The organism is Pandoraea sp. NE5 (assembly GCF_024363545.1).
In the GTDB taxonomy this organism is placed as follows: Bacteria; Pseudomonadota; Gammaproteobacteria; order Burkholderiales; family Burkholderiaceae; genus Pandoraea; species Pandoraea cepalis.
This window is the reverse complement of the sequence record NZ_AP025517.1, coordinates 3,358,148-3,370,556: the sequence shown is the minus strand read 5'-3', so window position 1 is coordinate 3,370,556 and position 12,409 is coordinate 3,358,148. Positions and strand designations below refer to the sequence as shown.

At 61.2% G+C, this 12,409-nt stretch carries 9 protein-coding genes, 1 tRNA gene and 1 pseudogene; 1 reads left to right on the top strand and 10 read right to left on the bottom strand.

Going from position 1 to position 12,409, the window contains the following annotated elements; all coding sequences use genetic code 11:
- Positions 1 to 30: 30 nt before the first annotated feature.
- The 7 genes and pseudogenes from PanNE5_RS15415 to PanNE5_RS15385 all read right to left on the bottom strand — a co-directional run bounded on the left by PanNE5_RS15415 (position 31) and on the right by PanNE5_RS15385 (position 6,579).
- Positions 31 to 1,719: a serine hydrolase domain-containing protein gene (locus PanNE5_RS15415; RefSeq protein ID WP_261938319.1), complete on the bottom strand. Its 1,689-nt coding sequence runs from the start codon at positions 1,717 to 1,719 to the stop codon at positions 31 to 33.
- 16 nt (positions 1,720 to 1,735) lie between these two features.
- On the bottom strand, positions 1,736 to 2,752 hold the full coding sequence (locus PanNE5_RS15410) for a dipeptide epimerase (protein ID WP_261938318.1): 1,017 nt from the start codon (positions 2,750 to 2,752) through the stop codon (positions 1,736 to 1,738).
- A gap of 6 nt (positions 2,753 to 2,758) precedes the next feature.
- Complete coding sequence (locus PanNE5_RS15405) at positions 2,759 to 4,111, bottom strand: MFS transporter (RefSeq protein WP_261938317.1); 1,353 nt, start codon at positions 4,109 to 4,111, stop codon at positions 2,759 to 2,761.
- A gap of 56 nt (positions 4,112 to 4,167) precedes the next feature.
- Entirely contained in the window at positions 4,168 to 4,596 is a 429-nt protein-coding gene (locus PanNE5_RS15400; protein WP_261938316.1) for an ExbD/TolR family protein, read from the bottom strand.
- A gap of 31 nt (positions 4,597 to 4,627) precedes the next feature.
- Positions 4,628 to 5,062, bottom strand: a complete 435-nt coding sequence (locus tag PanNE5_RS15395; RefSeq protein WP_261938315.1) for an ExbD/TolR family protein — start codon at positions 5,060 to 5,062, stop codon at positions 4,628 to 4,630.
- Between the two features lie 4 nt (positions 5,063 to 5,066).
- Positions 5,067 to 5,888 carry a MotA/TolQ/ExbB proton channel family protein gene (locus PanNE5_RS15390; RefSeq protein WP_410007534.1) on the bottom strand — a complete coding sequence of 274 codons (822 nt, stop codon included), beginning with the start codon at positions 5,886 to 5,888 and terminating at the stop codon, positions 5,067 to 5,069.
- A 53-nt stretch (positions 5,889 to 5,941) separates the two neighbouring features.
- Positions 5,942 to 6,579, bottom strand: a pseudogene (locus PanNE5_RS15385) (energy transducer TonB).
- Between the two features lie 234 nt (positions 6,580 to 6,813).
- Between PanNE5_RS15385 and PanNE5_RS15380 the strand changes: the two are divergent.
- Complete coding sequence (locus tag PanNE5_RS15380; RefSeq protein WP_017231929.1) at positions 6,814 to 7,533, top strand: response regulator; 720 nt, start codon at positions 6,814 to 6,816, stop codon at positions 7,531 to 7,533.
- A 177-nt stretch (positions 7,534 to 7,710) separates the two neighbouring features.
- On the opposite strand, the gene PanNE5_RS15375 is transcribed toward PanNE5_RS15380, so the two are convergent.
- The 3 genes from PanNE5_RS15375 to dnaG form a co-directional block, all read right to left on the bottom strand.
- Positions 7,711 to 7,786: transfer RNA gene (locus PanNE5_RS15375), tRNA-Ile, on the bottom strand.
- A gap of 28 nt (positions 7,787 to 7,814) precedes the next feature.
- Complete coding sequence (gene rpoD, locus PanNE5_RS15370; RefSeq protein WP_261939852.1) at positions 7,815 to 10,436, bottom strand: RNA polymerase sigma factor RpoD; 2,622 nt, start codon at positions 10,434 to 10,436, stop codon at positions 7,815 to 7,817.
- Positions 10,437 to 10,508: 72 nt separating this feature from the next.
- Positions 10,509 to 12,392, bottom strand: a complete 1,884-nt coding sequence (gene dnaG / locus PanNE5_RS15365; RefSeq protein WP_261938314.1) for a DNA primase — start codon at positions 12,390 to 12,392, stop codon at positions 10,509 to 10,511.
- Positions 12,393 to 12,409 lie beyond the last annotated feature (17 nt).

The following is a 12,409-nucleotide window of genomic DNA, read 5'->3' as shown; positions in this document are numbered from 1 at the left end:
CCCTCCGACGCGGTTGGCCGGCGCTAACGTTTACGCGCGAGACTTTACGAATCGAAGGTTTCGCGTCCGGGGGGTATTGATGGAAAAGCCTTCCACGTTCCCGGTATCCGGGCGCCTGACGATGGAAAGCGTTCCGGCGGTGACGGCGTTTGGTTCGCTCGGCGAGAAGCGAAAAAGACCGATGTCGACCGGAAAGACATCGTAGTGGCATTCGCCCGCCCTCCCCGCGATCACGAGCGACATGACCGCGCACTCGTCGCCGCATTCCTGTTGCTCCAGTTCCACAGGGCGTAGCGTGGCGCGAGCGTCTGCTTCTTCGCTGACATAGGCGCCACTCAGCACATCGATGTCTTCGATGCTGACCGACGCGGGCCTCTCGACGCGGCGATAGGTTGTCGTGTGTCCGCAATGCGCGATGCGCAAATGCGCTGCATCTTCCGGCTCGATGGCCGTTCCCCACTGCAACAGGAAGGTGCCGTCGCCCGTGGACTCCAGTGCAAATCCGCGCGTGCCGCCTTCGGGGGAATCGAGCGGGTACAGCCACGGGGCGCTCGGTCCAAGCGGACCGCTTAGCATGATGTCGCCGCTGCGCTCGGCGATGTCGTACACGATGTCTCCGTTCGCTTCGCGATAGGTGCCGACGCGTCCGGATGAGAAAACCCTCGTGGCGGGCGTCGGAATTGGGTACCCCTTCATAGGATCGTCCAAGAGGACGTCCAGCATGCGGAGCGAAAGCGCGGTTGGCGCTGAAATTGCCCCGTTACTGAGCAACACGACATCGACGCCATGCGCGGGGACGCAAAGCATTTGACATGAGCCGCCGATGACGCCTCCGGCATGGTGGATCACCTCACACCCGCGATATTGCGTGCGCTTCAGGCCCATCATGTAATCGCTACGCAGACCGCTGGAGAACATCGGCGACGAGAACATCATTTCCCATGTGGCGACGTTTCCGACGGATTTTTCTCCGCGCAAATGCGTGCACCATTTGAGCATGTCATCCACGCACGAGACGATGCCGCCCTCCCCGAGAATCTCGCGCGAAGGGAAAATCCCTTGGTTGTAAGATCCTTCGCTGTTTTTGACATGGCACGTGGCCATATAGCTTCGAATCCGATAATCATCGGACAAACAGAACGTATCGTTCATGCCCAACGGTTCGAAGATTTCGGAAGCGAGGAACGCCGCGAACGATTGCGCGCTGACACGCTCAATGGCCAGCGAAATCAGGTGATATCCGCCGTTGCAGTACATCATTCGCTCGCCGGCCGGAAAGTTGAGGCTGGTTTGTCGACGCTCAATGTCGAGCAGGTAGCCCGCCTGCGGCGCGGCCAATCCGTTGGTGAGGAGCGATATGTCGAGCGCACAGCGCTGTCCGCTTGTGTGAAACATGAGCGAGCGCAATGTCGCGTCACCGGCTATCCCGGTCAGCTCCGGCAAATATCGGCGCATCGGCGCATCGATATCCAGCGCGTTCGCTTCCTGGAGCAGCAAGGCGGCGAGGCAAGTCATGTGCTTGCTGGTGGATCCGATGCGCAGCCGGGTTCGAACATTCAGGCCCCGTCCAAGTTCAGCGTTCGCCATGCCGAATGCACTGCGTAACACGACCTCCCCATCAATGGCCGCACCGACGACTACGCCTGGCGCGTCACTTCGGCTGAACGGTTCAAACAGCGCTGCAAGCGCTTTACCGTCAAATCTCTCCTGTGCCGACACGGCATATTCTCCTGACTCAACGCCCCCCATGCTGCGCATCATCGAGGCCCCAGGGGCTATCAGGGCCTAGTACGTATCCATTCCCGTATCTGAACGAGGGATTGCGATCTTTTGCCAGAAAGCAGGGCCCGTCGAGGTCAACCCGGTCGCACGACTGTCCCAGGATGTAGGCCGGGGCCACGCCAAGCGAGGTGCAAGGCATGCAGCCGACCATGACCGAAAGCCCGAGATCTCGAATTGGCGCAACCAGCGAAAGCGCGCGGGTGAGTCCACCGCATTTGTCGAGCTTGACGTTGACGACGTCGTACCTGCGCGCGACAGTGGCAAGATCGTCCAGATCCTGAAACGATTCATCCGCGGCCATGCGAATCGGGTACTGCATCGATTCAAGGCATTCGTCCTCGCCGACCGGCAAGGGTTGTTCGAGCAGGTCGACACCGACGCGCTGCATGACCGGCAGCAATTGCATCATGTGTTCGGGCGTCCATCCCTGGTTGGCATCTACGGAAAGTGCAACGCCAGGGCAAGCCGCTCGAATGGCGAGGAGTCGGTCTGCATCGAGTACGCTCCCGTCCAGCTTGATCTTCAACGCAATGGCGCCTTGGTAACCCCGAGCCGCGTCGGCCATTGCCCCGGCGGCATCGACACCGACCGTGAATGACGTTCGCAGTGGGCGCAGGCATGAGCGTCCGGCCAATCGCGCGACCGTCGTATCACAACGCTGAGCGGCCAGAGACCATAGCGCCGCATCGATGGCATTTCTTGCACCGCCAGCGGGCAGCAGCTTGATGAGGTCCTCCCGCGAGATGCCGCGCTCAATTTCGGGGCGCACCGCGGCAATCTGCTCAGCCATTGCGTCCGGCGTTTCGCCTCGGTAGTAGACGCCGGCGGCTTCCCCTAGGCCTTCATACTGGCCGGATCTCAAAGACACGACTAACACGCGGGCCGCATCGACCGTGTGACCCGCGATGTGAAAAGGCGTGGCCAGCGGCCACTGTTCGATGCGAACGGAAAGTGTGCAGGGAATGGTCATGTGAACTCAGGCGTAGCGTTCGATGGCAAGACGTACGGTATTGGCCGCACTGCGCATCAAGAGACAGGCCACGATGAATCCGGTCAACGCCACGGCAACGATGGCCCATATCAGACCCGAGGCAGTACCATGAAGATGATCCGACATCAGGCCGATGGCCACAGGACTGCCGGACTGCATCAGCACCGTTGCCAGGACCCCGATGGCCGCCACTCTCGATCGCAGATACGGCGGGCAAATGCTCTGCATCAAGCCGGGAAACATGATCATGCCCGCCACGACGCACATGAACTGGGCGCCGAACAGGACGTAGACATACGACGCGGATGGCGCGATCAAATAGCCGAGGCTGACGACGCAGGCCCCGAGGGCGCCCCACTCGCATACGCGCAGCGGGGCGAGCACGCCGAGTCGTGTGCCAAGGCGGCGAGCGAGCAGCCAGCCGAGAAAGCATCCGATGACGCTACCGATCATCGCGGCGCCGCCCAGTCCGGCGCCGGCCGTTGCCGGCGTTGCGCCAAAAAAGCGGACGGCAACGACCGGCATCCAGCTCGTAATGCCCGCGAAGGCCATGTTGACCAATGCGATCGCACCAAAGAAGCGGATCATCATCGGCATCTCCCGGCGGAAGTATTCCCGAGCCGCGAGTCCGGGTGCCAGCGCGTTGTCCGTCGCGCCCTTGATGTCCGAATGCGCGTAGCGCGGTCGGATCAGCGCGACGATCAGCACCAGCAGAGGCGCGGGTACCGCGACGGCGAAGAATGCAATACGCCACGTGGACACGCTTCCCAGATGGAACGGTAAGACGCCATGCATCGTGTCGATCCCCTGGATCAGCAACCCACCAAGTGCCATGCCCGCACCGGCGCTCAATAGATTGACCAGGGCAAAGACGGAGTTGGCGAGGATGCGCTGACGTGCGGGGAAAAGGTCGGGAAGCAAGCCGTAGATAATCGGCATGAGTCCCGCTTCGCCGATGCCCAGGCCGATCGATGCGATAAAGAGTGTCCAGAAGCCGGTCGCCAAACCGCAAGCGGCGGTCGCCGCGCTCCAGAGAACGATGCAGAGCGCCAGAACCACACGGCGATCCACCCGGTCCGCGAGCCACCCGATCGGTATGGCCGCCGCACCGGCAAACAGCGCAATACCGGCACCTTGCAAAAGCCCCACCTGAATGTCGGCCAGGCCGAACTCTGTGCGGATGAGTTCGGCCAACAGCACCAGCATCTGGCGATCAACGTTGGCGAAGAAGGTCACGATGACGAGGGCCAAAAGCCCTAGCCACGCCCCGACACGCGCATATCCTTCGCGGCGTGCCGTCGTTGCATACGGCGGAATTTCGGTATTCGAATCGAACATTGGAAGTCCAGTTTTAGTGCGTCAGCGCGCGAGGACACTGGCAGGGAGACAAGATGTCATTTTGCGAAGCGCTCGTTGCCAACCAGTCCAATGCGTGTCACCCCCAGCCGTTGCGCGGACGCCATGACCGTGGCGACCGACCGATAGGGGGCTTGCGCGTCGGCACGCAGGTGCAGCTCCGTCGGCGGCGTTGACGTCGCGGCTTCGGCGAGATGGGTTTCCAATTGACCACGGTCGCTGAGCGGCAAGCCGTTCCATGCGACGACACCGCTCGCATCGACGTCGATCTGCACGACGAGCGGCGGGATCGTGGGGGCAGCGTTGGAGGGCGTGGGCATGTCGAGTTTTACGGCATGCGTCTGGATCGGGATGGTGAGAATCAACATGATCAGAAGCACCAACATGACGTCGATGAGTGGTGTCGTGTTGATCTCCACCAAAATGTCGCTGTTCTCGCCAGCGCCCGATGGCATGGTCATTGCCATGGCAGTCTCCTGGGATGGTCCGCGCTGCGCGCTAGTGGCGCGGTGGCGCTTCCGTAATGAAGTCGACCTTGGCGATGCCTGCACGCTGGCATGCCAGGACAACGCGTCCGATCGCGGCGTAGCGAGCATCTAGGTCGCCGCGAATCTGCACTTCTGGTTGGGGTGTCAATACGGCGACCGTTTTGAGTTTCTCCAGCAACGTTGCTGCGTCGGGAATGCGTCGCTCGTCCCAATAGACCTCACCGTCTCGCGTGACGGCGAGGACAACGTTCTGGGGCGTGGTCTGCAGAGGTTGAACCGCTTCCTTCGGCAGAGTGACGGGAACGGTGTGCGAGACCACAGGAATGGTGATCAGGAAGATGATGAGTAGGACCAGCATCACGTCGACCAGCGGCGTCGTGTTGATGGTCGCCATGACCTCGTCGTGCTCTGCGCCGCCACTCCCGCCAGGTACGGTCATTGCCATGGCATCACCCCACGCGAGCGACTTGCGAGGTTCGGGTCGCCACGACGGCGGACGCTGTCGTTTTTCCGGTGAGCAGCACGTTGTGCAGTTCACTTCCGAAATCACGCACGCGTTCCATGACGGCCTTGTTGCGACGGACAAGCCAGTTGTATCCGAGCACGGCGGGCACGGCGACGGCCAGGCCGATGGCCGTCATGATCAGCGCTTCGCCCACAGGCCCTGCAACCTTGTCGATGGACGCTTGCCCAGCGATACCGATGGCGGTAAGCGCGTGATAAATGCCCCAAACGGTACCGAAAAGTCCGACGAAGGGGGCCGTCGAACCGACGGTACCCAAGAAGGACAACCCATCCTGGAGCCGATTCGATACGCCGGTCATGGCACGTTCGATGGCGCTCGCGACCCAGGTATTCAAATCGGCCTGGTCGAGCATTGCCCCCTTGTGATGATCACGCGCCGATAGACCGGTGTCCGCGATGTAGCGAAACGGGCTTTCCGCATCGAGTGACCGGACGCCTTCGGACAGGGAAGCGGCGTTCCAGAACTTCTTTTCCGCGGCGCGCGCCCGACGCAGGACCTTCGCTTGTTCGAGCAGTTTGGCAACGATGATGTACCAACTCCCCATGGACATGACCACGAGGATGAGCAGGGTTCCGCGAGCGATCATGTCGCCGCCTTCCCACAGGGCTTGCAGCCCGTACGGGTTGGTTACCGTCGAGGCCGCATGGGCGTTGAGCGAGGCGAACGCCGCGATCATCGATACGACGGCCATCGAGACCGCCGAGCCGCGCGCACGCGTTGTGGCACGAGATTGGAACTGAAACATGATCGTCTCCTTGACGTGAATGCAGGGTTGCGTATGGGCTGCCGAGGACAGCCTCAATTGAGTTGAAAATCGAACGGAACCTGAACGCGTACCTCCTGGCCCTGGGCGACGCAATGAAACTGCCGGACCGCGTTCTCGGCCGCTCGGTCCAGCGCCGGGGCAGCCGATCGGGCGACACGAAGTTGTTTGATCTGCCCGTCGGTCCCGACAACAAACTCGACGAGCACGTTGCCCGTGATGTTGTCGCGAAGCGCTTCGCGCGGGTACCGGATGGCGGCCCGGACTTGCGCGGAGTTCGGGCAAACGACGCCGACGTTGCCCGCCACCGGCTTGCTTACGGGAGGCGCAGGTGGCGCCACCGGTGTCGTGGCGACGGGCTTGTCGGATTGAACGGCAATCGCATTGGGTTGTGGCGCCGCCTGTACCTGAACTTCAGGCGGTGGCACGTAAGCCTTCGGTTGGACCACGGGGCGTGGAGGCGGCGCGATCTTCTTTACCGGAGGGGGCGGCGGCGGAGGGGGGGAGGTTTGATCTCCTCGATGATTCGTGTCTCAATGGGCGCCTGGATGATCGTCGCGACACGGGTTGCCAGCCCACTGAGCAAGGCATACAGAATGACTGCGTGCACGAGCAGTGCAACGCCGATTCCGAGCAGTCGCCGCGCGGGCGGTTTGGGTTGGGCGTAATTCATGGACTACGTGGCTCCTGCTTGCATATGTCTTGTGTGGAGTCACGTTACGGCTCGGGTATTTCTGTTTCATCTCGACTTTGTATCGGGTTTGATACATAGGAGATGCGGTGCACGGGCACCGAATGTTTCGAGACTGCAACAATTGCGCAAGATTGTCGGCACGTTTGTCGCGGATAATCCGGAAATCGGGAGATTCGAATCGACCTGGCGAGAGACCAAGAGAGGAACATGACCATGGCAACGCGCGTACTTGTAGTCGACGACGATGCGCAGATACGTAGTCTGCTTTGCGAATGCCTTGCCGGCTTTGGCATGACCTGTATGCAGGCCGCCAGCGGCGAGGAGATGCACGACGTGCTCGAGCACAACGATATCGACATCGTCGTACTCGATTTGATGCTTCCGGACAGCGACGGCCTTACGCTATGCAGAGAATTGCGCACGTCGTCGGAAATTCCCATCATCATGCTCACCGCGCGCGGCGAAATGACTGACCGAATTGTTGGCCTCGAACTGGGTGCCGACGACTATGTCGTAAAGCCGTTTGAGCCGCGCGAGTTGGTGGCACGAATTCAAACCATTCTTCGTCGTACCCGAGCGCAAACGAGGTCGACACCTGAGCCAAAGGACGAGCGGCGATTCGCGGGATGGCGCCTGAGTTTGATCGGTCGCCATCTCATTGCGCCCGACAACACCGTCATTCCGCTCTCGAACGCGGAATTCAGACTGCTGAACGCATTTCTTTCCGCACCCGGGCGCGTGCTGAGTCGTGAGTATTTGATGGATACGGCCCGAGGGAAGTCGATCGATGCGTTTGATCGCAGCATCGACGTACAGATATCAAGGCTGCGGCAAAAGTTGCGAGAGGACATCAAGGAGCCACGATTGCTACGGACGATACGCGGAGAAGGCTACATGCTTGACGTTCGCGCACGATCAGATATGGAGGGGTAGGTTGTAGTGCGATACGTGCATTGAACGTCGGCACGTAGAACTATGCCTTCGCCACCGGTCACTGTCCCTGTCCCTGTCCCTGTAGGATCTTCCGGGATTACGCCGCGGGCGCATCGCAGTGACATCGCGCAAAACAAAAAGCCCCTGACGTCACCGTCAGGGGCTTTCTTACTTCTCTGGTAGGCCGTGCTGGGTTCGAACCAGCGACCAAGGGATTATGAGTCCCCTGCTCTAACCACTGAGCTAACGGCCCTCAACTACCGGCGCTCGCTCAGCCGCAATCAATTGCCTTCGAGGAACGACTTGAGCTTGTCGGAACGGCTCGGGTGACGCAGCTTGCGCAGCGCCTTGGCCTCAATCTGACGAATACGCTCACGCGTCACGTCAAATTGCTTGCCCACTTCCTCGAGCGTATGGTCCGTGCTCATCTCAATGCCAAAACGCATGCGCAACACCTTGGCCTCGCGCGGCGTCAGCGAATCAAGCACGTCCTTCACGACGTCGCGCATACTACCATGCAACGCGGCGTCCGCAGGGGCTACCGTGCCCGTATCTTCGATGAAATCGCCCAGATGCGAATCGTCGTCGTCACCGATCGGCGTTTCCATGGAGATCGGCTCCTTCGCGATCTTCATGATCTTGCGGATCTTGTCCTCCGGCATCTCCATCTTCTCGGCCAGCGTCGCCGGATCCGGCTCGACACCGGTCTCCTGCAGAATCTGACGCGAAATCCGGTTCATCTTGTTGATCGTCTCGATCATGTGCACCGGAATACGGATGGTACGTGCCTGGTCCGCGATCGAACGCGTGATGGCCTGACGAATCCACCACGTCGCGTACGTCGAGAACTTGTAACCACGACGGTATTCGAACTTGTCCACCGCCTTCATCAGGCCAATGTTGCCTTCCTGAATCAGATCCAGGAACTGCAGGCCACGGTTCGTGTACTTCTTCGCAATCGAAATCACCAGACGCAAGTTCGCTTCGGTCATCTCGCGCTTGGCCTTGCGTGCACGGCGCTCGCCTTCCGACATCTTGCGATTGACGTCCTTCAACTCGGTAAGCGGCAACACCACGCGCGCCTGCAAGTCGATCAGTTTCTGCTGCAATTCACGCACCGCCGGGACGTTACGCTCAACCACCGAGCTGTACGCCTTGTTGTCCGCCACGACCGTGTAGATCCAGTCGAGATTGGTTTCGTTGCCCGGGAAACGCGACACGAAATCCGCACGCGGCATGCCGCACTTGTCGACCACGATATTCAGGATCGCTCGCTCGATGTTGCGCACTTCATCGACTTGCGAACGCAACGTGTCGCACAGACGCTCAACCGTGCGCGCCGTGAAGCGGATCGTCATCAGTTCCGCCTGGATCGACTCACCCGCCTTCACGTACGACTTCGACTGGTAGCCTTCCTTCTCGAACGCACGACGCATCTTGCCAAACCAGTCGGCGATCTCGGCGAACTTGGCCAACGCGTCACGCTTGAGCTGCTCGACCTGCGCGGCCGAAGCCCCGCCGCCGCTGCTGTCGTCGTCCTCGTCAGCCGCTTCTTCTGCTTCTTCCTCTTCCGCTTCCGCGTCGGCGTCGAAGTCTTCGTCTTCCGCAGCCGCTGCCGCCGCTGCCGCAACCGCCTCGGCATTCGGATCGATCAGGCCGTCGACCACCTCGTCGATGCGCATTTCTTCACGCTCGACCTTCTCGGCCATCGCCAGAATTTCGGCAATCGTCGTCGGGCACGCGGAAATCGCCTGCACCATGTGCTTCAGGCCTTCCTCGATCCGCTTGGCGATCTCGATTTCGCCCTCGCGCGTCAGCAACTCGACCGTGCCCATCTCGCGCATGTACATACGCACCGGATCGGTCGTGCGGCCAAACTCGGAGTCGACCGTCGACAGGGCCGCTTCCGCTTGCTCCTCGACTTCGTCGTCCGTTGCGGCGTTCGGCGCATTGTCGTTGAGCAACAGCGTTTCGGCATCGGGTGCCTGCTCGTACACGGCAACGCCCATGTCGTTAAACGTAGCGATCACGCCTTCCAGCGCGTCGCCCTCCACCACGTCGTCGGGCAGGTGGTCGTTGATCTCTGCAAAGGTCAGGAAACCTCGTTCCTTACCCAGCTTGATCAGTGCCCGCAGCTTGCCACGACGTTCCTCAAGTTCCTCGGCCGTACCGGGCTGGTGCGAGGAAAATGCGTCCTTGAGCAGTGCTTTCTCTTTTGCCCGGCGATCACGCGCCTTCTGCTTTTCCACTTTGGTCTGATCTTCGTTCACGGGTTGATCACTAGTATCCGCTGCGACGCTCTGCGCCACCGAGGCGGCGGTCTTCGCGGCCTTGCCGCGCGTCCTGGGGACGAGCGGCTCGCTTGCTGCCGACACGACCTCCACAGCCTCGGGTTTGCTGGAAGCCCCTGTCTTGCGTGGGGCTTGCGTCGCAGGTTTACTGCGGCCCGCCAGGGTCGATGCCTTGGCGGTAGTTGCGCTCTTGGCGCTTTTTTCAGCGGGTTGTCGGGCCTGCGGTTTCCCACCGGCCGTCGCCTTCACGGTCGTTTCCGCCTTCGTCGCCCTGACGGGCGCCTCGGACTTCACCGTCGGCCTGGCTGCCTTCGCAGCCCCCACCGTAGCGGCGGTCGCACTCTTGCGCTTGGTGACATCGGTCACCTTCGCAGCCGTCTTGCCGGTCGTCTTCGATGCGCCGGCGGCTGCCTTTACTTGCGTGGTACGTTTCGCCGAACTTGCCTGGCTGGCCGTTTTCTTCGTAGCTCGACCCACCGCATCGGCTTTCACGGCAACGCCAGCTTTTGCAGAACGAGACGCCCCCCTCCCACCGGATGCCGCCGCCGCGCTGGTCGCGCGCTTTGCCTTCGGTGCAGGGATAACCGTCTTTTTTCCGCTGGTCGTTGTCATCTTTGCCATAGCGATCTCGCTTGCCAGAAAACAGCCCACTGAAAACCTTCCATTGTAGCACGCGGGCTTACCTCAACTTCGCGTGCCCCCTGTGCCGGCCGGAGCCAGCAGCCGCTTCAATTCGTCGCGTTGCCGCGACAGCGCTTGAGCGTGGCGCAATTCATCGGACGTCAGCGACGTCCGCTTGAAAATCGTCTCCAGGGCGTCGCACAGACCGTCGTACTGCAAGCGCCGAATCGCGCTTCTCAGTTCCGCAAGCCGCAGCGCGATCTGCTCCTCCCGACGCGCGACCTGGGTCTCATCCTCCGGGTCGAACAACAACAGGTCGCGGGCGTTCTCTTCGAACGAGAGAATTTCGCGAAGAATGTCGTCGAAACTCGCCCAGTTCGGCGACACCCGCAGCCGATCCGACATGAAACGAAAGTCGGCCTGCGCCCCCATTTCGCGGCAATGCGCCAGCACTTCCGAGAAAATCTCGGCGTGATGGGGCCCTTCCTGCAAAATCTTGACTTCTTCTTCGGTTAATTCATTCCCTAGTGCCGGAAACATGAGCAAGTTCTGCAGCGCTCGATGCTCGGTTCCCACTACGCGGCGCTTCTCGCGCTTGGCCGGCGCCTTATCCCATGTGTTCTGACGGCGTGCCGCGCCGATCGACAACTCGCACAACCCGGCCACTTCTTCGACCGAACTTTCCACCCGCTCGGCCAGTGCATGCAAGATCTGCCCTCGCAACGCGTTTGCCGGCATCTGCTGCAACAACGGCTTCGCCTCAAACAGCGCACGCGCACGCCCTTCGGGCTGATGCATCTCCTTACCTGCCGTCACTTCTCCGATCAGGAACTGCGACAGCGGCATGGCGCGCGATACCTCATCGGCAAACGCGTCAGCGCCGTGCTCACGCACATAGCTGTCCGGATCGTGCTCGCTCGGCAAGAACAGGAACTTGAAGCTCCGGTTGTCGTCCGCATGCGGCAAACATGCCTCAAGCGCTCGGCGGGCCGCCCGCCGGCCGGCCGCGTCGCCGTCAAAGCTGAACACCACCGTCTCGGTCTGGCGCAACAGCTTCTGCACGTGCATCGGCGTGCAGGCAGTGCCCAACGTGGCCACCGCCTGTGGAAAGCCGAGCTGCGCCAGCGCCACCACATCCATATACCCTTCGACCACGAGCACATAGCCCGCGTCGCGAATCCCCGTGCGCGCCTCGAACAGCCCATACAGTTCGCTGCCCTTGCTGAACAGCGGCGTCTCGGGCGAATTCAGATACTTGGGCTCGCCCTTGTCCAGCACACGTCCGCCGAACGCGATCACCTGCCCTTTCGTGTTTCGGATCGGGAACATGATCCGGTCGCGAAAACGGTCATAACGACGCTTCGTGCTGCCCGCCTCGCCCTTCTCGCTCTCGATGACGAGACCCGCGTCGAGCAACTGATCGTCGCGATAGTCCTGAAACGCCGCGTCGAGGTTCTGCCACCCATCGGGGGCGTAGCCGAGTCCAAAATGCGCGGCGATTTCGCCCGTCAATCCTCGTCGCTTCAAATATTCGATGGCGGTCGGCGCACTACGCAATTGCTTGCGGTAGTAGTCGCAGGCACGCGTCATGACGTCGACCAGGCCGAGGGTTTGCGCACGCTGCGCGGCAGGTGCCGGCGCGCCCGGCAACGGCGCCTCACGCGGCACATCCAGCCCAACATTGCGGGCCAAGTCCTCGACAGCTTCGACAAATCCGAGTCCGGCATGCTCCATCAGGAAGCTGATCGCGCTGCCGTGCGCGCCACACCCGAAGCAGTGATAGAACTGCTTCGTGGGACTTACGGTAAATGAGGGCGACTTCTCGTTATGAAAGGGGCACAGCCCCATGAAGTTCGCCCCGCCTTTCTTCAACTGCACGTAGCGGCCCACCACCTCGACGATATCGACGCGGTTGAGCAAGTCCTGCAGGAACGACTGGGGGATCACTGGATCGATACCATCGC